Source organism: Alkalibacillus sp. S2W (genome assembly GCF_046764385.1).
Lineage (GTDB): Bacteria > Bacillota > Bacilli > Bacillales > Alkalibacillaceae > Alkalibacillus > Alkalibacillus almallahensis.
Window position 1 is genome coordinate 1958624 of record NZ_CP177234.1, and the last position, 21182, is coordinate 1979805.

24 protein-coding genes are annotated in these 21182 nt (G+C 37.5%); 6 read left to right on the forward strand and 18 right to left on the reverse strand.

Annotation, left to right across the window (positions count from 1 at the left end):
• The first annotated feature begins 43 nt into the window (after positions 1-43).
• A complete protein-coding gene (gene mntR, locus ACKXGF_RS10475; protein ID WP_167260541.1) occupies positions 44-469 on the forward strand; it encodes a transcriptional regulator MntR in 426 nt (141 codons plus the stop codon).
• A gap of 34 nt (positions 470-503) precedes the next feature.
• On the opposite strand, the gene ytxJ is transcribed toward mntR, so the two are convergent.
• The 3 genes from ytxJ to ACKXGF_RS10490 all read right to left on the reverse strand — a co-directional run bounded on the left by ytxJ (position 504) and on the right by ACKXGF_RS10490 (position 1772).
• The gene (gene ytxJ, locus ACKXGF_RS10480) at positions 504-827 is read right to left on the reverse strand and encodes a bacillithiol system redox-active protein YtxJ (RefSeq protein WP_411953675.1); all 324 of its coding nucleotides are present in this window, start codon (positions 825-827) and stop codon (positions 504-506) included.
• A 96-nt stretch (positions 828-923) separates the two neighbouring features.
• Positions 924-1319, reverse strand: coding sequence for a YtxH domain-containing protein (locus ACKXGF_RS10485; protein WP_411953676.1), 396 nt, complete (start codon positions 1317-1319; stop codon positions 924-926).
• Positions 1320-1352: 33 nt separating this feature from the next.
• On the reverse strand, positions 1353-1772 hold the full coding sequence (locus ACKXGF_RS10490; RefSeq protein ID WP_167264412.1) for a DUF948 domain-containing protein: 420 nt from the start codon (positions 1770-1772) through the stop codon (positions 1353-1355).
• A 137-nt stretch (positions 1773-1909) separates the two neighbouring features.
• Between ACKXGF_RS10490 and ACKXGF_RS10495 the strand changes: the two genes are divergently transcribed.
• On the forward strand, positions 1910-3025 hold the full coding sequence (locus tag ACKXGF_RS10495) for an aminopeptidase (protein ID WP_411953677.1): 1116 nt from the start codon (positions 1910-1912) through the stop codon (positions 3023-3025).
• A gap of 34 nt (positions 3026-3059) precedes the next feature.
• Here ACKXGF_RS10495 and murC read toward each other — a convergent pair whose 3' ends face one another.
• The 6 genes from murC to ACKXGF_RS10525 form a co-directional block, all read right to left on the reverse strand.
• Positions 3060-4355, reverse strand: coding sequence for a UDP-N-acetylmuramate--L-alanine ligase (gene murC, locus ACKXGF_RS10500; RefSeq protein WP_411953678.1), 1296 nt, complete (start codon positions 4353-4355; stop codon positions 3060-3062).
• A gap of 238 nt (positions 4356-4593) precedes the next feature.
• Entirely contained in the window at positions 4594-5703 is a 1110-nt protein-coding gene (locus ACKXGF_RS10505; RefSeq protein ID WP_167264406.1) for a nicotinate phosphoribosyltransferase, read from the reverse strand.
• A 44-nt stretch (positions 5704-5747) separates the two neighbouring features.
• Positions 5748-6365: a YtpR family tRNA-binding protein gene (ytpR, locus tag ACKXGF_RS10510; RefSeq protein ID WP_411953679.1), complete on the reverse strand. Its 618-nt coding sequence runs from the start codon at positions 6363-6365 to the stop codon at positions 5748-5750.
• A gap of 5 nt (positions 6366-6370) precedes the next feature.
• Positions 6371-7183, reverse strand: coding sequence for a DUF1444 domain-containing protein (locus ACKXGF_RS10515; protein WP_411953680.1), 813 nt, complete (start codon positions 7181-7183; stop codon positions 6371-6373).
• A gap of 75 nt (positions 7184-7258) precedes the next feature.
• The gene (locus tag ACKXGF_RS10520) at positions 7259-8281 is read right to left on the reverse strand and encodes a PTS transporter subunit IIC (protein ID WP_411953681.1); all 1023 of its coding nucleotides are present in this window, start codon (positions 8279-8281) and stop codon (positions 7259-7261) included.
• Between the two features lie 21 nt (positions 8282-8302).
• The gene (locus ACKXGF_RS10525; RefSeq protein WP_411953682.1) at positions 8303-8800 is read right to left on the reverse strand and encodes a hypothetical protein; all 498 of its coding nucleotides are present in this window, start codon (positions 8798-8800) and stop codon (positions 8303-8305) included.
• 102 nt (positions 8801-8902) lie between these two features.
• Here ACKXGF_RS10525 and ACKXGF_RS10530 point away from each other — a divergent pair, with 102 nt between their 5' ends.
• Positions 8903-9343: a YtoQ family protein gene (locus ACKXGF_RS10530; RefSeq protein WP_167264395.1), complete on the forward strand. Its 441-nt coding sequence runs from the start codon at positions 8903-8905 to the stop codon at positions 9341-9343.
• 82 nt (positions 9344-9425) lie between these two features.
• On the opposite strand, the gene ACKXGF_RS10535 is transcribed toward ACKXGF_RS10530, so the two are convergent.
• Entirely contained in the window at positions 9426-10493 is a 1068-nt protein-coding gene (locus ACKXGF_RS10535) for a M42 family metallopeptidase (RefSeq protein ID WP_411955580.1), read from the reverse strand.
• Positions 10494-10627: 134 nt separating this feature from the next.
• Here ACKXGF_RS10535 and ACKXGF_RS10540 point away from each other — a divergent pair, with 134 nt between their 5' ends.
• Together ACKXGF_RS10540 and ACKXGF_RS10545 are read left to right on the forward strand one after the other, a co-directional pair.
• A complete protein-coding gene (locus ACKXGF_RS10540; RefSeq protein ID WP_411953683.1) occupies positions 10628-10945 on the forward strand; it encodes a peptidase M4 in 318 nt (105 codons plus the stop codon).
• Between the two features lie 401 nt (positions 10946-11346).
• Complete coding sequence (locus ACKXGF_RS10545) at positions 11347-12306, forward strand: IS30 family transposase (RefSeq protein ID WP_411953684.1); 960 nt, start codon at positions 11347-11349, stop codon at positions 12304-12306.
• 24 nt (positions 12307-12330) lie between these two features.
• On the opposite strand, the gene ACKXGF_RS10550 is transcribed toward ACKXGF_RS10545, so the two are convergent.
• The 8 genes from ACKXGF_RS10550 to ACKXGF_RS10585 form a co-directional block, all read right to left on the reverse strand.
• On the reverse strand, positions 12331-13188 hold the full coding sequence (locus tag ACKXGF_RS10550; RefSeq protein WP_411953685.1) for a YtnP family quorum-quenching lactonase: 858 nt from the start codon (positions 13186-13188) through the stop codon (positions 12331-12333).
• Between the two features lie 9 nt (positions 13189-13197).
• Positions 13198-13854: a tRNA (guanosine(46)-N7)-methyltransferase TrmB gene (gene trmB / locus ACKXGF_RS10555; RefSeq protein ID WP_411953686.1), complete on the reverse strand. Its 657-nt coding sequence runs from the start codon at positions 13852-13854 to the stop codon at positions 13198-13200.
• A 99-nt stretch (positions 13855-13953) separates the two neighbouring features.
• Positions 13954-14754, reverse strand: coding sequence for a phosphotransferase family protein (locus ACKXGF_RS10560; RefSeq protein WP_411953687.1), 801 nt, complete (start codon positions 14752-14754; stop codon positions 13954-13956).
• Positions 14755-14865: 111 nt separating this feature from the next.
• Positions 14866-15771, reverse strand: a complete 906-nt coding sequence (locus tag ACKXGF_RS10565) for a diacylglycerol/lipid kinase family protein (RefSeq protein WP_411953688.1) — start codon at positions 15769-15771, stop codon at positions 14866-14868.
• Positions 15772-15983: 212 nt separating this feature from the next.
• Complete coding sequence (locus ACKXGF_RS10570) at positions 15984-16898, reverse strand: NERD domain-containing protein (protein WP_411953689.1); 915 nt, start codon at positions 16896-16898, stop codon at positions 15984-15986.
• Positions 16899-16921: 23 nt separating this feature from the next.
• Complete coding sequence (thpR, locus tag ACKXGF_RS10575) at positions 16922-17461, reverse strand: RNA 2',3'-cyclic phosphodiesterase (RefSeq protein WP_411953690.1); 540 nt, start codon at positions 17459-17461, stop codon at positions 16922-16924.
• Between the two features lie 13 nt (positions 17462-17474).
• The gene (locus tag ACKXGF_RS10580; protein ID WP_411953691.1) at positions 17475-18185 is read right to left on the reverse strand and encodes a pseudouridine synthase; all 711 of its coding nucleotides are present in this window, start codon (positions 18183-18185) and stop codon (positions 17475-17477) included.
• 12 nt (positions 18186-18197) lie between these two features.
• A complete protein-coding gene (locus ACKXGF_RS10585) occupies positions 18198-19823 on the reverse strand; it encodes an oligosaccharide flippase family protein (protein ID WP_411953692.1) in 1626 nt (541 codons plus the stop codon).
• Between the two features lie 88 nt (positions 19824-19911).
• Here ACKXGF_RS10585 and ACKXGF_RS10590 point away from each other — a divergent pair, with 88 nt between their 5' ends.
• Positions 19912-21180: an NAD(P)/FAD-dependent oxidoreductase gene (locus ACKXGF_RS10590; RefSeq protein ID WP_411953693.1), complete on the forward strand. Its 1269-nt coding sequence runs from the start codon at positions 19912-19914 to the stop codon at positions 21178-21180.
• Positions 21181-21182: the final 2 nt, after the last annotated feature.

A 21182-nucleotide genomic window follows, 5' to 3' on the forward strand; every position in this document is an offset into this window, starting at 1 on the left:
GTTTGCTAAAATAGAAGTTAATTAATAATCATGGAGGTTCAACATGCCTACTCCAAGTATGGAAGATTACATTGAACAAATCTATTTACTAATCGATCAAAAAGGATATGCTCGGGCTTCCGATATAGCTGAACGACTATCTGTCCACCCGTCATCTGTTACCAAAATGGTTAAGAAACTAGATGAAAAAGATTATATTCATTATGAGAAATACCGTGGCTTAGTTTTGACGGATAAAGGAAATAAAATCGGTAAACGGCTTGTCTATCGCCATGAATTACTGGAACAATTCCTTGAACTGATTGGTGTTGAAGAAGGCGAAATTTACGAAGAGGTGGAAGGAATAGAGCATCATTTAAGCTGGAATAGCATCTTCCGAATTGGGGATTTATTGGAATACTTTCAAGAAGACCCTGAACGCTTAAAACAGTTAGAAGACATCCAAAAACGAAATAGTAACAAAGAATAATAAAGAGGCTCTCACAAAAATGAGAGCCTCTTTATTATGTTTGTACAACATTCTCTAATCGGTCTTCCTTAATCTCAAAGTGAGACGAATGATACGCTACCTCGCCTTGTTTAATATAAAATACTTGAGGAGATTCGTGTTTTATATTAAATTGCTCAGCAACTTGATTAGACAGATCTCGATTTTCTTGAATATGAATAATATAAGCTGGAATCTCATGATTAGTAGCAAATGATTCAACATGACCTTTGGCTTCAGCGCTAATTGGGCATGTTAAGCTATGTTTTAACAAAATTGCTTCGTCTTGACTCAAAGCTTGCGTTAATTGTGCTTCTTCTGTAACTTGTTGTATTGTCATCTAAACACTCCTTCTAGTATCAGTCCATAATTAAACATAAAAAAAGCTGTTAGCAATGTCAACTAACAGCCTTTGAAATTTATTCAATTTTATTTATTAATATTGTTGGGAACGCTCATATAATTCATTAGCTTCTTGACGTTCTAGCTCTTCAGTTGCCTCTTCAATGGCATCTGCAATGTCTTGTGCTACTTCGTCATTTTGACCTTGAGCTTGGTTTTTCATTTCTGCTACTTTATCTTGTAATTGACCTTTTGTTTCTCTCATACGTTGAGAAACTTCGTTACCTTTTTCGTAAGCAACGTCTTTCCACTCATCAGCGCGTTCTCTTACTTGTTGCGCGCCTGTGTTTAGATCTTCGCGGATTTCTTTCCCTGATTTCGGAGCGAATAATAGTGCGACTGATGCACCAACAATACCTCCTAGTAACGTTCCAATCATAAAGTCTTTGCTATTGATGTTCTCTTCATTCTTTTGTTTTTCTTCAGTCATACGTTTGTCCTCCTCTAATTTCTTTTATTGCTTTTATTGCTTTTCTTTATATTTTTTCCACAAATGAATCGCCGCTTCTCCCCATTTAATTGTTTGAGAAGTTTGTGCTGCATGTTCATTTGCTTGTTCCTCAAGTTCTTCAGAAAGCTTCTGTAATGATTCATTGAATTGGTTAACAGTATAACCTATTCCCTTAATTCCATCAAATAAAACATTAACTTTCTCAGTTTTACCAGCGATATCTTCCGCTAAGTGATTAGTCTTATTTAATAATAATTCCGTTTCTTTTGTCACACCTTCTAGTTGGCCTTCTAAGCCCCCTACTGTTGATGCCACGTTCTCTAATGTTTTAGTCACTGATTTAAGTGTACGTGAAATATAAATCACTAAGACAATAAAACCGATTGCAAAAGCTATTGATGCAATTAATGCTGAAATATGTAACAAGTTCATTTGCTTCATCTCCTTCCGTCCATAATGTTACATATTAATCTATACCCATACAATTAAATTGTCAAACACCATATGGTTTTATTTTTAAAATTTAGTATAATAAACTTGATGTTAACAACTTAACTAGGAGGGGAAAAATGCGAGACCCAAGAATTAATAAATTAGCTGATTTACTCGTCAATTATTCCGTTAAACTGCAAAAAGACGAAAAACTATTAATCGAAAACACTGGCATACAACAAGAGCTTGTCTCCGCTATCGTTGAAAAAGCATACGAAGCTGGTGGCCATCCATTTGTGGAATTAAAAGATCAAAAAGTAATGCGTTCCCTTTTAAAAGGAGCAAACGAAACACAATTAAAAGCTTGGGAACAGTATGAAGCAAACGTTATGAATGACATGGATGCTTATATTGCTGTTCGTTCAGGAGATAACATTAACGAATTAGCTGATGTGCCAAGCGAGAAAAACAAATTGTACGGCCAGACAGTGATGAACGTACACCGACAAATCCGTGTACCAAATACAAAATGGTGTGTGCTACGTTACCCTAATGAGTCAATGGCACAATTAGCTGAAATGAGCACAGAAGCTTTTGAAGACTTCTACTTTAACGTATGTACTTTAGATTATGCAAAAATGAATGACGCTATGGATGCGCTCGTTAAGAAGATGCAAGAAACTGACGAAGTGAAAATTAAAGGTCCTGGGACAGACTTAACGTTTTCCATTAAAGATATCCCTGTCATCAAATGTGCTGGTGAACTGAATATACCAGATGGTGAAGTATACACAGCCCCTGTACGCAACTCAGTTAATGGTACTTTAACTTATAATACACCTTCACCTTATCAAGGATTCACCTATGAGAATGTATCTCTTACCTTTGAAGATGGTAAAATCATTCATGCACAGGCCAATGACACAGAACGAATCCAACATGTTTTCGATACAGATGAGGGCGCGCGCTATATTGGTGAATTTGCTATCGGCATTAATCCTTATATCCAACATCCGATGAAGGATATATTATTCGATGAGAAAATTGATGGTAGTTTCCATTTCACACCTGGTCAAGCCTATGACAATGCTTATAATGGCAATGATTCTTCAATCCACTGGGATATGGTTAATATCCAAAGAGAGGATTACGGTGGTGGCGAAATGTATTTCGACGGTGTATTAGTTCGTAAAGATGGCCGTTTTGTCATCCCTGAATTAACCCTACTAAATCCTGATCAATTAAAGGCATAAGAAAACGTTCGGTGTTTAAACACCGAGCGTTTTCTTATGCTAAAGCCTTAAATGCTTCTTCGTATTTTTGAATATCTCCAGCTCCCATAAATAAAATAACGCTATTATTATGAAGCTGTAATCGATGCGTTTCATCTTCAGTAATAAAACTAGAACCATCTACTTTAGTTTGTAAATCATCTATCGATAACTTACCATTTTTCTCTCTTGCTGATCCAAAAATATCACATAGGTAAACATGATCAGCTTTCGATAGGCTTTCTGCAAATTCATTTAAAAATTCAGCTGTACGTGAGTAAGTATGTGGCTGGAAAACAGCAACCACGTCTTTATTCGGATATTTCTTTCGAGCTGAATCAATAGTCGCGTCAATTTCGATTGGATGATGAGCATAATCATCTATAATGATTTGGCCATCTTTCCATTCGGTTTCTGTAAAGCGTCGTTTTACTCCACCAAAGGAATAGATTGCTTTACTTTGTTCAGGCGAGAAATTCTCATAATCACATAACGCTATCACACTTAAAGCATTTAAAACACTGTGATTCCCATACGTTGGAATTTCAAATGTGTCATAGTACACACCTCGAACATACACTTCAAATGTTGTACCATTCTCCGTTTCAGCAATATTAGCCGCCTGGAAATCATTTTCAGGTAGTAACCCGTAATACACGACAGGTACTTGAGCATGAATGGCTTGGAGATTCTCATCATCACCACACGCAATGATCCCTCGTTTAACATTCATCGCCATTTCCTGAAAGGCTTTAAATACATCATCTAGATCTTTAAAGTAATCAGGGTGATCGAAGTCGATATTCGTCATGATCGCATAATCTGGTTCGTAAGCTAAGAAATGACGTCGATATTCGCAAGCTTCAAACGCGAAATATTCACTATCAGCTCGACCTTTTCCAGTACCATCACCAATTAAATAAGACGTCGGTACGTTCTCACTTAAAGTATGCGCTAATAAACCTGTCGTTGAAGTCTTTCCATGAGCTCCAGTCACCGCTATACTCGTATATTGTTGGATATACTGGCCTAAGAATTCGTGGTATCGGTAAAATGGCACGCCTTTTGCCTTCGCACTGACAATCTCCTCATGATCATCAGAAAATGCATTTCCTGCAATGACAATATGATTATTTTCAATGTTATTGGCGTCAAATGTTAAAATAGGAATCTGTTTCTTTTGTAATATTTCATCTGTAAAAAACGTTTTTTCAATATCTGACCCCTGCACTGTTTCACCTGAGTCATGTAAGATTTGAGCTAATGCACTCATCCCTGTTCCTTTTATGCCTATAAAATGGTAAGTCGACATGAATCGAACCCCCGTATTGTTCATTCTGTTATTAATATATGCTTTGATTTCTAAATTGCTTTTTTCATTATAGCAGAATTATCACAATCGTCCACCATAATCAATTATTTAGCTCGAAATTGCATCTTTTCGCTCAGTTAAAGTATAACTATTCTGAACACACCGTATCAAAATAGGCATCTTTTGACTAATAATAGACATTTAGACGACAAAAAACGGTGATTGATTTTAATTAAAATCAATCACCGTTATATTCAACCTTATCCAAACGTGGATTGGGCATGAATTTACGACCTTGCTTCGCTTCATGTTCATTGTTTAATAACACATTGTCACCCGTAAATCCAATTTTCATTTTTAATAAATTACTTCCTACACCATACATATCAACCGGGACATGTAATGACTCGAAATAACGTATTTTATCTTCAGTGAAGCCACCACTTGCCATGATTTTTACATGATCAAATCCTTCATCATCTAAGGCTTTGCGTAGCGCAAAGATTAATTGTGGATTAACCCCACGCGGGTCAAAAGATCCCATCAAATGTTGGTTACGAAAGAAGTATTTATCCACCATGTTTTTCGAGGTATCTAATCGAACTCCTTTAAGCTCGTCACCAAATTCACGTGCTACCTTCAATGAATCCGTAATAATATCATTATTGTAATCTACTAATGCAAGTAATTCATCATTAGGAAACGTAGCTTGATAGGCTTTGGTTGCTTTAACAATGTCGCCTTTATACATTTGAATTAAGGCGTGAGGCATTGTGCCCATGCCTTCTTTGCCCCACCATTCATTCATAGCATGAGTTGCTTGAGCTGTCGAACCGCCAATGTAAGCAGCATAGCCATCACCTGCTTGCTGGGTATAATGATCATCACGGTCACCCATGAAAATCACTGGTTTTTGTATGCCTGACGATCCAGCAGCATTCACTACCTCATACACATTGGTTGCAACAGAGGTTCTACGTCCAAGAATGCCATCGATAATTCCTTCGAGATATCCGAAATCTTGGTACCGTCCAGTTACAGTTAACACAGATTCATAGGGGGCCACTTTGTCACCATCTGCTAGTGCATAAATTTCTAAGTCTTCAGGATGATCTGCAAAAGTATGTAATAAGGCAATGGCTTCATCTGTGCCACATAAAACAGCATTCTTCTTTTGAAAAAACTGCATGGTGACTATATTATCACTCAAATGTTCTTCAACTATTTGCTTGGTTTTTAGAAAGTATACAGCCGAAAACCAACCATCCTTAATACGTTCATCAAATTTAAACGTTTGGTTCGTTAAACGCTTGATTTTCCCCTGTTGTTTTAATTCAAATTCTTTCACGAGTAGACCCCTCCCCTCGTTCGCAAGAGCATTTCAAACATTAATTAAACTTGATACATGCTTAATGTGAACGGATTACCAACTTTTTCTTGATTACTCAAAACTAAAATACCTTTTTCCTGTGGTGCATTAGGTAAATTTAATTCTCTGGCGGCACAAATCATACCTGTTGATTTAACCCCACGTAGCTCTGAATCTTTAATCTCTAAGCCACTAGGCATGAATGCGCCCACTTTTGCTACAACAACCTTCTGTCCTTCAGCTACATTCGGTGCTCCACAAACAATTTGCAAAGTCTCTTCACCGACATCAACTTGGCAAACACTTAATTTATCAGAATCGTCATGTTGTTCAATGGAATCGATATTTCCGACAACAAATTTCGGGGATAAGTCAATATTAAGTGTTTCATGTAATCCATTATTGTTAAAAATCTGATTCACTTGGTCAACAAAATCTTGATTAATATTTAGCAATTCGTAATGATTCACGTCCATGTAATTTGAAGCATTAAAAATATTATAAGCAACTGCTTCACCTGAATCAGCTAATGCTATTCGGGCTACATCACCATATTCTTTAACAATTGTTTTAGCATCCGTTTGGTGTAAGGTTAATAATAAAACATCACCTATACCTTGACGATTATATACAACTTGCATCGCTTCTACTCCTTATCACTTTCAGGTTTTTTCTGAGCTAATATGAAAATCGGTTCTAACTGATCACCTTCGTATAAGAACGGTAGTGACGTAATGGGAATTCGACCTTCTGCGAAAAATTGCATCATCATTTGTGCCAATACATCATAACCCATTTTATTATGAATGTCCGCAAAAATTAACACATCTTGATGAGGCACACCCACTGCAAGCTCACCTTCTGTAGTTGCTCGCATTTCTTCTATCAATGCTTCATTCAATATCCGGCTGCCGTCATAGCCATCATTCGTTGAAAGGAAATAAAATGTATTTCCAGCCACCTCATCTTGTTTCATATCCGTTGATAAACGTCGAATATTAAACATGGCTACTTCGTGAATGCGATCCTTTGTCCAATTTTCTTTGGTCATCATATTCTCATCAATTAAACGATAAGATTGACCCAAATCAATCGCATAGTAAATTCGCGTCTCAGCCGTATGGTCCGTATAAATTAGCGGAACTCCTTCGTTAGATTCCGTTGCAAAGGACCCTGCCCGAATAACAGGATATATTTGGCTTTCCTTCCCTTCTAAGGTCTGCTCCTCATTCATAATCGTTAAAGCTTCACTTATATGAGAGACCAGTTCGTTAATAGCCTCTTCACCACGATTTTCCCATTTGGAAATAACACCTGGTAGCGAAATAGTGACACCTTGCTCACTATGCTTCCACTCAATACGAAATGTATCTTCATCTTTATTAAATGTTGTTTTCCATTCTTCAAAATTAAAGCGTTCTTCTAGCATTTTCTTCATTTTAATACTAGTCATTTTCATTATATTTCACCCCATTATTGAAGCACATCACTCAATATTTTACCATGTCACTATTGGTTAGCAAAGTCACGGGGATTATGCATCAAGTCTCATATCACCATCTTCAATAAGGCCTTTCTTTCTTAGCCATTCAGATAATATGAAACTAATTAGTCCTGGTAAGACAATCAACAATAAGATGATCACCCACATAAGTTGTGCTGATGACCCCATTGTTTCAACTAACATAATCGGGCCCACTAGTCCACTAGTTCCCATGCCTGCACCAATTGCGTTATTCTCTAATTCTAACCATACTGTCGCAACTGGAGCCAACACCATCCCTGCGACAGTTGGAGGAATAAGTAAGATCGGTTTTCGAACGATATTAGCAATTTGAAGCATGGAGGTCCCGACACCTTGAGAGATGAGTCCACCAAAGCCATTTTCTCGGTAACTGCTTACCGCAAAGCCAATCATTTGAGCAGCACACCCAACAGTTGCTGCACCAGCAGCTAACCCTTGAAGATCTAACATAACAGCTATTGCAACACTTGATATAGGAGCTGTTAAAGCCATACCCATTAAAGCAGCCACAATCATTCCCATAAGAAAAGGTCTTAAATCTGTTGCCCAATTAATAATCGAGCCAAAGCCTTCTAACATAGCTGAAATCGGCGGACCAACCGTAGACGCTACCACAAAGCCTACCAAGATCGTTACCAATGGGGTTAGAACAATGTCTAACTTCGTCTCTTTACTAATTAGCTTCCCGATTTCAACGGCAACTAAGGCAGCAATAAAGCTTCCAGCAGGGCCCCCACCAATTTCAGCAGCGTAACTTCCGGCAAACAGCGTACTATATAATACGAGTGGTGGCGCTTTTAAACCATGGGCAATAGCAATTCCAATCGCTCCACCATATATAACAGGTTGAATCGCAAAATCACCAATGTCTACAAAAGCTTGAGGTAAAAAAGGCACTTCATTACCTAGGGTTTGAAAAATCGTACCAATAATGAGTGACGCAAATAAACCTAAAGCCATATAGCTTAAGGATGTTAGAACATACTGATGGAAAGATGGATGAACACCTTTACGCTCCAAACATTGCTTCAAGACCATAACCTCCGAATAGGATTATTGTTGCTTTACAGATTCAATCATCTCAATCATCATCGTTATATCTGCTTCCAAATCTCCAACATTTGTGACTGTTGACATCTTAATTCCACCAATGCCTACATGGATTTCGTAACGTTCTTCATCGTATTCCTTTGCTTGTAAGTAAGCAAAGGCGTCTTCAGTTTCAAATGTTTTTAAATAAAGTCCTTTATTTTCAATTTGATTATAGAACCATTTACTATTTGGTGCTTCAAATTCATTAACGAACAATACATACGATTGATCATCTTCTTGAAAGACAACATTACTTTTATTTTGTTCACTTACTTCTAATTCTTCAGGTTTATAAATATCAAATTGATCAAAATTTGTATTCGTTTCTTTCGTATTAGACGATAGAAACGTCTCTTTTACACTATTTTCGGCTTCATCAAATGCTTCATCCATTGATGGCGAGCAAGCCCCCAAGACGAAACCAAGTAATACAATCACGATTCCTGCAATTCTCTTCAACTCATTTCCCTCCGAAACTCGTTTTCTATTAAGTTATTTGACAAATGAATTTTCTCTATTCATTATTAATGATAACATCAATCTCTACAAGGAGGATATTTAATGACTTTATCAATCTATCTAGCTGGTCAAATTCATGATGATTGGCGTGATCAATTAAAATCGAAAGCCAAGCAACACAATTTAGATTTAACATTTTCAGGTCCACAAGAAAATCATGATTTATCTGATGATATTGGTGAACAAATATTAGGTGAGCAACCTAACCAAATTCACCGAGACGATGCAGCATCAAGCATCAATAACTTTAGAACACAATTGATGATGCAACAAGCAGATGCCGTGATCGCTCTTTTCGGTGAATCTTATAAACAATGGAATACAGCGATGGACGCTGGAATAGCCATTGGATTAAACAAGCCCCTGATTCTAATTCGACCTGAATCATTAGTGCATCCTTTAAAAGAATTATCTAATAAAGCTAATGTTACAGTCGAAACTATTGATCAAGCCTTAGATGTTCTCGTGTATACATTTAAATAACCTCTTATAAATAGAGAGATGAACATTTTTAGTTCATCTCTCTTATTTTAACGTGCGCATAAACATTGTCAATATATAAATTTTAGCTATTTTGTTTGATCGAATCGACAGTTGATTGGTCAATAGATTTAACCAAATTAGTTAATAATTCTTTGGCTGCAGCATAATCATCAATATGAATCATGGATGAGCTTGTATGAATATAACGGGAACAAATACCAACCACTGCTGACGGCACACCATCGTTTGAGGTGTGTACGCTACCTGCATCAGTTCCACCTTGTGAAATGAAATACTGATATGGAATATCGTTAGATTCTGCAGTATCAAGAATGAATTCACGCATGCCACGATGTGTAATCATTGTTCGATCGAAAATACGCAATAATGCACCTTTTCCTAATTGACCAAACTCTTTGTCATCACCTTCCATATCATTTGCCGGTGAAGCATCTAATGCAAAAAACAAATCAGGATCAATCATATTCGCAGCCACTTGCGCACCACGAAGTCCTACTTCTTCTTGCACGGTAGCACCTGAGTAAAGCGTATGGTTCAAATTCTCACCTTGCAATTCTTTTAATAGCTCAATCGATAAACCACAGCCATAACGGTTATCCCAAGCCTTTGCCATCACTTTCTTTTCATTTGCCATTTCCGTAAATGGACAAACAGGAACAATCGGTTGCCCTGGCTTAACGCCAATTCGCTTCACATCTTCCTCATCATCTGCACCAATATCAATTAACATATCTTTAACTTCCATTGGTTTGTTCCTTTGTTCTGGTGTTAAGTTATGCGGTGGTGTTGAACCAATTACACCTGTAACAGGTCCATGGTCTGTCATCACTTGGACACGTTGCGCAAGCATAACTTGACTCCACCAACCACCTAAGGTTTGGAAACGTAACATACCGTTTTTAGTCACTTGGGTCACCATGAACCCTACCTCATCCATATGGCCTGCAACCATGACTTTAGGTCCCTCACCATGACGAACGCCAAAGACACCACCTAAACGATCTTGAACAACTTCATCAGAATATTTATGTAGTTCTTGGCGCATAAACTGACGAACTTGATGTTCGTGGCCAGGTGCTCCTGGAAGTTCTGTTAACGTTTTAAACATTTCTTTTGTCTCTTGATTCAAGATTATCACTCCAACCATAATAGAATCCTCTTTTATTTTAACAGAAAATTTTTGATAATCCATCACATTTTATTTCCTTTTCCAATACACAGTCGTTATAATAAAGTTAAAATGACTTATTGGAGTGAATTGACATGAAATGGTATAAACTAGTTGTGCCTGCAACAGTTGGCATTGCTGTTGGTACAATCGTTGGTAAAAAAGTGAAAGATCAATGGTTAGTGCCTGAAGTTGCATTGAATCGAGTAAAAGAAGAGTTTAAACAATCCGGACCTATTAGTGGATCTTGGATTTTAATGGACAAGAAAGCTTATGATCATAATGGCCAATCTTTCAAAGTATACGAAGGTGGCGTCTCTAGAACAATTGACGGAAAGACAGAACAATATCAATTTGTTGCTGATGCTACTTCTGGCCAGATTCTAGACAGTTATAAATTAGTTGAATCTTAAGTGCACAAACGAATAAAGGATGGGACAAAAGGATATTCAATTGTGCCAAAGACAAATGTATGAAAATGATAACATTTAATCACTTATGAAGCGGAGTCAAAACACGTAGACGCCTGCGGGAACAGCACGCGTCTCGAGACCCCGCAAGCCCCGCTTTTGGGCTGAGGAGGCTCGAGCCGTGCCCGCGGCAAGCGAAGTGTTTTGATGTAGCGTCATCATAGCAGAAACCCTAACGATTTAATTTTTCAATTAAATCGTTAGGGTTTTACTTTTTGCTATTAACTTTTTCTTATCCCCGTTTTTTATTTCCTCGATTGTAAAATTAAGCGAGACACTATAAAAGGACATGTCATGATATACTCAACCCGTAACCTACCAAAGTTAAGGAGAGTGTATCTGACATGTCCTACACCCATCTTACCAAAACCGAATTGGTATTCATAGAAGAATATCATGCATTTGGTCTATCAGGACGCAAAATCGCTAAGAAGTTAAAACGTGGTCATGAGAGCGTTTATCGCATTATCAGGAAACTGGCTGAAGGTATGACCGCAAAAGAGATTCATCTTCAATATCAAGCGAACAAAGCCAACTGCGGTCGTCCCAAGATTGAACTACCTGATTCTGAAACAGATTACATCCAAGAAAAGGTTCGTTCTGGCTGGACGCCAGATGTCATTAAAGGCCGAAATGAAAAGTCTATTTCCTGCAGTATGCGTACCTTGTACCGCATGTTTCAAACGGGTGTATTTAATCAAGAAGACCTCCCTATGAAAGGCAAACGAAAACCTAATGGTCACCAAGAAAAGCGAGGAAAACAAAGCTTTAGACGTCGTATTGAGGATCGAGACCATGACTACCCCAACTATGATCAAGAATTCGGTCACTTGGAAGGTGACACCATTGTTGGCTACCAACACAAGAGTGCTGTTATTACCTTGGTTGAACGTTTAACCAAATGTATCATTGCGATTAAACCGGCAGGGAGAAGAGCTTCTGATATTGAGACAATCCTGAACCATTGGCTTAACCCGTTACCCAAACACTTATTCAAATCCATCATCTTTGACTGTGGAAAGGAATTCTCTAATTGGAAGGCCATTAGTAACCAACATGACATTGATATTTATTTCGCGGATCCTGGAACACCGTCTCAGAGAGGGCTAAATGAGCATTCCAATGGCCTACTACGAAAGAATGGATTGCCTAAAGAAACGGATTTTAACACCGTATCGCAACATCAAATAGCTGATGTTGTTCAGAGAAGAAACAACATACCAAGGAAATCCTTGAATTATAGAACGCCTATTGAGTGTTTCATGGATCATGTCGATGACAGTATGTTGTCTCGCTTAATTTGACAAATGAATTTTCAAAATTGATCATCATTCATATTCATAACGTTCTCGCTCTACATAGTCTGAAATCGATTGATTTTCATCAAAACGGAGCGCGCGGTAATACGCATCATGATAAAACACAAACCAACGATTCGTTTCAAACGCCTCATTTAAGAGCGCCTGTTTTTCATGAACACTTGTAACAGGATGATCGTCATAAGCTAAGACCCACAAAGGATTTTGATGAGCATGTGTTGGCATTAAGTCAGCCATATGAATGAAAGAATCAAGATCATCCTTATAATGAATAACGCTATGACCGTGGCTGTGGCCGCTCGTATGGGTCATGGTTAAACTAGGCAAGACCTCATATCGTCCCGCAAATGGTTGAACTTGATGTTGAATCGGCTCCCAATTTTCTTGCCAATATGTATTTTTAGACCGCATATTGGGCTCTCTCATTTCATCCCACTCAACTTGTGAAGTGATAATTTTCGCATTAGGAAAAGTCGACTGAAGTTCGCCCTGCTCGTCTCGATACGTTAAGCCACTCGCATGATCAAAATGAAGATGCGTCATAAGGATTGTATCAATAGATTCAGCTGATAGATTCAATTGAGCTAAAGAAGATAATACTTTTGATTCCTCTAAAACACCGAAGTTACGTTTTAATTTATCATTCAGCTTACCAAAACCAATCCCTGACTCAATCAACATATTATAGCCATCAACTTGTAATAAAATCGGGTCACATCTAAGCTCGATTTGTTGCTTGTCATTAGGTGGATACTTCTTCGTCCATAGCGGATAAGGAACAACTCCAAACATAGCTCCTCCATCCATATGGGTTACACCACCGCTTAGCCATGTTAATTGAGCTCGTCCAATTGTCATCGATTCCATACTGTCACCTCATTTAAGATTTGTATTATTTGTGAAGGATGCTTTACAACGATAAATCACTTGACCTTTTTCCGAGAATTTCTCTTCATACTCTGTCATGATATTAGTCCCATCATCATTTGCATGTAAATCAAGCGTAACTTCTTGAAGTGTCATACCGAACTGTGAAAAACTCACTAAGCTATACTCGAATAACTGACGATTATCCGTCTTCATAATGATGACGCCATCATCTTTTAAAACGTTTTGGTACTGTTCTAAGAAAGTATAATAAGTTAACCGACGCTTTTCATGTCGGGTTTTTGGCCACGGATCTGAAAAATTTAAGTATAAATAGTCTACTTCATTCTCACCGAACATATCTCTCAAATCTTTCGCATTTTCGTGAATTAACTGTGCATTATGAACGTCAGGATCATTCAATTTGTCAATTGCACTTACAATAACATTCTTATCACGCTCAATACCAATGAAGTTCATTTCAGGATGTTGTCTAGCCATGCCATCAATAAACCGCCCCTTACCTGTACCTATTTCTAATGCTAAAGGTTGTTGATGATCAAATAATTCTTGCCATTGCCCTTTTCTTTCATAGGGATTGAGCTCAACTATATGAGAATGATTATGAATATAGTCTTCTGCCCATGGTTTATTTCTTAATCTCATTGTTCACACCTATCCTTTTACTCCATTCATTTATGCTAGTTCTATTATACAATAAAAAAATCTATATCCAAGTTGTAAAACAAGGATATAGACTATATTTTAATGATCAATAAATAATGATTGTTCATTTAATAATTGGTTTTTCCACTTTTCGCTTTCTGTGTAGTCATTCTGCTCTAAATGCCATAAATAATAGGATAATGATTGCGCGACACGATACCATTGAATACGAGCTAATAATGATTGATCAAGTGTTACGCCATATTGGTCTAGCCATGTTTCCCAGTTCGATCGTGGAATATATTGATACAGCATCATGCTCAAATCCATTGCTGGGTCAGCTAATACTGCATTATCCCAATCTATCAAGTATAAATGGTGATCTTCACCTAATAACCAATTCTCATGATTAACATCAGCATGACATACAACCTTGCGTTGGTTTTCGACATGATGAATGTGATTCGATAAGAATTGAATCACACGTTTCATAAACAATTTATCTGATGACGACAACGATCGAGCTTTTTCCTGTAATTGAACAAGAAAATGCCATGGTTCTAAAGGTTTTTTGCCCATACGCATAAATAAATGTAAGATTTCAGAGGAGTGATGAATTTTGCTCATGAGTTGAACGACCGTGTCTTGTTGCATTTCACCTTTAGATAAAACGCGTCCTTCTAACCATTTTTGGGCAGTGATTACATCCCCATCGGCCAACCGTTTTGTCCATACCAGCTTAGGAACAATACCTTCTGCTGACAAAATAGCTAGGAATGGTGATGAATTACGTTTTAGAAATAACTTCTGATTTTGACTATTTTCTGCTAAATACGCCTCACCTGAGGTACCTCCAGCAGGGCTAATTAGCCAATCAGAGCCAAGAACATGTTGTTCCATGCTACATTCACCTACTCTTAAATGACGTGTCGTCCAAATTATAATTAAAAAGTCAGACTTAAATAGAATAACTTAATAGAAAGGAAGTTTTCAAGAGGATTATTGGTAGAACTAACGTAGAAATGTTGTGAAATGTATTTCTCTACCAATTTCAATCCATTTTGCCCGTCCTGTTGAGCCATCTACTTGATAGGTTAATAAAGCTTCACTATCTAAAGTGACAGCACTTGCGTGGTATGTATGGACAGACTTTAATCGCGTATGCTTTGCAAAGAATAATGTGGAAAGCAACCCTAACAATAACCAACGATTGATGGGTTCAACTGTTGTGATTATTAAATCATTCTTTGACCAGTCCGCTTCTGGCGCGATTTTTAGTCCTCCACCGAAGTAAGGAAGTATACTAATCGTTACGAGCCATGTATTATTCATTCTAATACAACTACCATCTACATTTAAAGACAAATTTTTAGTTTTTCCAAAAATAATTTGTTTTAACAACGTTCTTAGATAAATAGATGTATATTTAATGCGAGCTAGACGACCTTTGCTGAATCTTTGCTCATTTATAACGGATGCGACATCAGCATCTAATCCAACCCCTGCACTTGTTGTAAATCGAATTATGTCACATTCCGTTTCCATCACACCGAGCTTCATTTTAATACGATCACTATTCGAAAACACTTTGTTTAATTGAGCCAAAGGGCGCTTAGTAATTCCTATACCTCGGGCGAAGTCATTACCTGTTCCAGTAGGGATGAAAGCAATTGGTACATTTTGAATGTCTATAAAACGGTTGAGCACTTCTTGTAATGTCCCATCCCCACCAACAACGATTAATATTTCGGTATTTTGACTTGAAATTACAGATGCTAATCGTCGCGCATGTCCCTCGTATTTCGTATAATTAATAAAACACTGGTCCTTTAGGTCTGGTCTATCATCCAAAAATTGCTGCACCACTTGGCTTCCTTGATGATGACCAGCTATTGGGTTAACGATCCATTGATACATTATAATCCTCCTTATCACAAACGAAGTGGAGCGGGATTTTTAATGCTATATCATTTTGTCGTAACATTTGACCATAACCTAAAGACGGATTGATCTTTGCCCATCAAAAGACCAACGCTTACCAACAATTAGTAATCATCAATCTTTAAGCTCAGACTATAAAGGAGCTTTTACTATAGCAAACCATCTGCTAATATCATTCACGAATTGGCTTAGAAATCCTCTTCAACATCTTCCCATTCTGGTCGATTAATCGATGTTGTTTGCGTATGCTCTAATAAAGCGCCAGAGACTTTTAGTTGTTGGTGTTTTAAGGGTGTTGAAGTGGTGCGTTGATTTTGAAACCATGTATCATACGTTGACTCATCAATATAATGTGTTTGATAAGGTGAATGGTTGTATTGAATAACACCATTTTGTGATAACACAATTTTTTCAATCGTATAATCGATCTCATGATGGTTTAAAATACTGCGTATTGCTCCCTCCATTCGCTTTAATGCGATGTTAGGGTTAACAACAGACTTTTCTTCTCCATTGATTCTCTTCTTCCATTTCCGTTGGTCCACCGCTTCGTAGACCGCACTTTCATTATCAGTATCCAACCAATAAATACATTGAATTGATGTAGGCGTAACCATGATAATGTCACCTTCCAACAAGGCTTTGTTCAATTTAAAAATAGGATGATAGAATAATAAAAATGTATCCGGAAAACGCATAAGAAAGTATTTTAATTGATCATCTGATTCGTATAGACGATCAAGAAAAGATACCTCTTGTAATGTGCTTGAGGCCCATTTTAATTGAAATTGAAAAATGCGATCTAAGAAATCTCGTTTTAAATCGTCTTCTTCATCAGGTAATTGTGAAATGGATTGATCAACAGTCTCAAACTGGTCATCATCTTCTTCTCTTTTAAACCATTTCTTAAAAAAACCTTTCTTCTTATCGACTTCCTCTTCTTCAACAACAGGACTTATTTGATCTTGTTCTTTCTGTTCAAGCCACTGTTGTTTGATTCCATCGTAGTTTTCTTTTTTTAATCGGATAAACTGACCAGGATAGCGAAATATATCTTGTTCATATCGAGATACATAGTCTTGTAATTTGATTAACTGTGCCATTATACGTCACCTATCTCTACAAATTAAAATTGGTCTATCACTTGATATTTAGGCTCATCTGATGGATAAATTTGAAACATTTGAAACGTATTAGCTCGAAAGCTTAAAGATGAATTGAACGTATGCTCTAATAAATTTGAGTCACATTCGACAGTATTGTCCTGCCACTTTTTAGCCAAAGTAATATGTGGTTTAAATGGTCTGTTCTCTTTTGGAAATCCGTATTGCATCATGACATATTCGACTTCGTTTTTTAACGATTCTAAAGCCTGATTAAAGTCCACTTCAGCAAATAGCACGCGAGGTTGTGTTGGTTTTCCAAAGTAGCTTGTCTTGTTGATTTTAAGATCAATCGGATTAGACAACTCAATCTGCCTAAGATCTTCTTTTAATGTCGGAATTAATGTTTTATCGACGTGACCAAGAAACTTAAGCGTGACATGAAAATCATCTTGATGAACCCAGTTTTTATAACTGACATGTTGTTTAAGTTCCTGTTGAGTTTGAACTAACTTTTGACCAATTTCGTGAGGTACTTTAATTCCGATAAAATAGTGACTCATTAAATCATCCTTATTAATTCAATAATTGATTAAGTTCTTCGTCGGTTAATTCTCGAGCTTCACCTAATTCAAGTGATTCATCGAGTTTTAGAGATCCCATCTGCAATCGCTTTAAAAACTGAACTTGCTTACCTCTTGCTTCAAACATTCGCTTAATTTGATGAAATTTACCTTCTGTAATCTTGATAAGAACTTCTGCTTCTTCTTCTAAATTATATTGAACAGTTAATTCAGCTGGTTTTGTCACATAGCCGTCTTCTAATTCAATGCCTTCACGAAATGCTTGAATATCTTCATCTGTAATCGACTGATCAATGACGGCTTCATATAACTTATTCACTTTATGCTTCGGCGATGTTAATCGATGTGCTAATTGACCATCATTTGTTAAGAGTAATAAACCTTCAGTGTCCTTATCTAAGCGCCCTACCGGGAACAAATTGAATTTATCGTATTCTAAATCTAATAAATCTGTTACACATTCATGACGATCATCTTCTGTTGCCGATATAACGCCTTGAGGTTTGTTCAACATAAGGTAAACAAATTCTCTATAGTCTATCTCAATCCCATCGACAATAACGTCAGATTGCATTGGATCGACATGGTACGATACGTCTTTGACTACTTGCTCATCAATCGTGACACTGCCTTTTTTAATGATCTTTTTGACGTCTTTTCGCGTCCCAAATCCTTCATTTGCTAATAATTTATCTAAACGCATAATTATAATCTCCTAAATAAAGATTTTCTTCAAACGATGAACACGGTCACCCATTAATCGTTCTAGTAACGTTGTTTTATATGCTAACCATAGATAGACATAACCACCAATGATGACGGATGTGAACAGTTGGACAATCACTTGAAGTTTTGAAATGTCACCTGAAAAGGGTAGTCCAACAAGATAACGTGTGATGATCACAACCAAGGCCATGATTGCTGTTAAGATCACGATCAATAATGACTTTTTGAATAAAGGCTTTAATTCAAAATGCGTCGTGCGGTATAAAACGGTTAAATTTAGTAAGCCGGCTGTTAACACGCCTAAACCTGTCGCCATAACAGCTCCCTCTGCTTCAAACATCGTAATCATTGGAACATTCAAGGCTATTTTAATAATTAAACCGACTGCTAAACTTAATAACGTGAAGTTTTGACGATTCACACCTTGTAACATCGAAGCACTGACTGTAAATAGTGCAAAGAATAACGACACAGGGGCATAAAAGGCTAAGATGGAACCAGCATATTTATTCGCTTCATCAATGGCATAGAGCGTACCGTATGCCTCATCAGCTAAAATAGAAAGCCCGATTGCTGCTGGAAAAATAAATAGCATGACGATCAATAAGGCCTGACTGATGTACCGACGATAAGTAGTCGCATCACCTTTCGTAAATGCCTCAGTAATCGATGGCAATAAAGCCATGGCTAACCCAATCGAAAGCGTGACTGGAATAATAACTAACTTATGACCGTAAACAATAATGACTGATAACATCGATTCAGATACATCAGCCAGACCGATATTGGCCATCGCACGGTTGAACGTCAGTTGATCAACCATTTGATATAATGGCGTTGCGATTCCGACTAAAATGAATGGACCAGCATAAGACAATAATTCCTGATATAAATCACGTTTATCTGGTGATTCTGACACGTTCGTTTGTTCAACTTCACGGAGAATTTCTGGACGACGTTTACGGTAAATATAGATTAAGATTGCACTCGAAGCAATCGCTCCAATAAACGCAGCAAATGCAGCTAGTCCAACAGCTAACGTAATCGTACCGTCAAAAACCTTTAATACAACAAACGCAGCCGCTAATAAAAAGCCAATCCGAACAATTTGTTCGACTACCATTGAGATCGCACTAGGTCCCATTGATGCATGGCCTTGGAAATAACCACGCACTAAACTCATGGGTGCGACGACGATCAAGGCGATACTTACCATTTTAATCACAAAAGCAACATCGTCTGTTGAGTTTGAAAAGTCTCCGCTTTCGGGGACGAACAATTGTGCAAGCCAGTCAGCAGTAAAGAACATTACTAAGAACGTGACAACACCTGTTACCGCCATAAACCATAAACCCGATTTAAACACGGCTTGCTTTGTTCGATAATCTTCTAAGGCATTATATTTAGCAACAAATTTCGACATCGCCATAGGGACGCCGAGTGATGAAATCGTTAAAAAGATCTGATAAGGATTATAGGCGTATGAATATAAGGCTCCGCCAGATTCGCCAACTAAAGCAAAGAACGGAATGACATACAATAATCCGAGTATTTTCGATAAGTAATTGGCGCCCGTCAACATCATGGTGCCTTTTAATATATTTGATTGGGACATATTTTCACCTGCAATAATTAGTCTGATTCATGTTATTATTTTATCATAAAGTGTAAACAAATTAATGAGTAGAAGGGTATGAAATCTGTTGAAATATGATGTCGTCGTAATCGGTGGTGGGCCATCTGGATTAATGGCAGCGATCACAGCTGGGCAAAATGGTGCTAGCACCTTACTAATTGAAAAAGGTAAAAAACTTGGTCGAAAGTTAGCCATTAGTGGCGGAGGTCGCTGTAATGTCACGAACGTCTTACCTGATAAAGAATTAATTGAACATATCCCTGGTAACGGGAAATTCCTATACAGTGCTTTTAGCCATTTTAATAACTATTCGATCATCGACTATTTCGAATCATTAGGCGTTGAATTGAAAGAAGAAGATAAAGGGCGAATGTTTCCAGTTAATGATAAAGCCATGACCGTAGTTAACAAACTTGTAGAACGAATCGATGTCTACAATATTGATAGCCGTTTGCAAACGAAAGTTGATGCTGTTCATTATGGCGAGTCGAGTCATACCATCATTTTAGATAATGGGGAAAAAGTAGAAACGACATCTGTTGTCATTGCTGTCGGAGGCAAGTCGGTCCCTCATACAGGAAGTGAAGGACAAGGCTATGCATGGGCGAAAAAAGCTGGCCATACCATTACTGAATTATATCCAACTGAAGTGCCTATGACATCAAATGCGCCTTTTATTAAAGCAAAAACATTACAAGGTATTTCATTACGAGATGTCGCCATTACAGCCTTAAAACCAAACGGAAAACCAATCAAAACACATCGATGGGATGTTCTATTCACCCATGAAGGTATATCAGGCCCAGCAGCCCTTAGATTAAGCCAATATGTCGTTAAAGCCTTAAAGCGCCATAACGTAAACGAAATCACGGTTTCGATTGATTGTTTTCCTGATGTACATGAGGATCAACTTGTTAAACAACTGATGGAGGCATCAGAAAGTTCGCCAAATAAATCAATTAAACATGTATGGAAGCCTTTTTTACAAGAACGTGTTCTCGCCTATGTGTTAGAACAGATTGATCTAGACGAATACACAACCTATCACCATCTTGAGAAGAAAAAGGTTTTGGAATTAGCACACTTCATGAAACATTTTAATTTTAAAGTGAACGGAACCTTATCAATCGAAAAGGCGTTTATTACTGGTGGTGGCGTTTCACTAAAAGAAATTATTCCTAATCAAATGGCTTCTAAGATCATGGATCGCCTATTCTTCTGCGGTGAAATATTAGACATTCATGGTTACACAGGTGGATTTAATATTACAGCTGCCTTTTCAACTGGACAAGTCGCAGGAATGAACGCAGCCTATCGTGCATTAGAAGAGAAATAGAG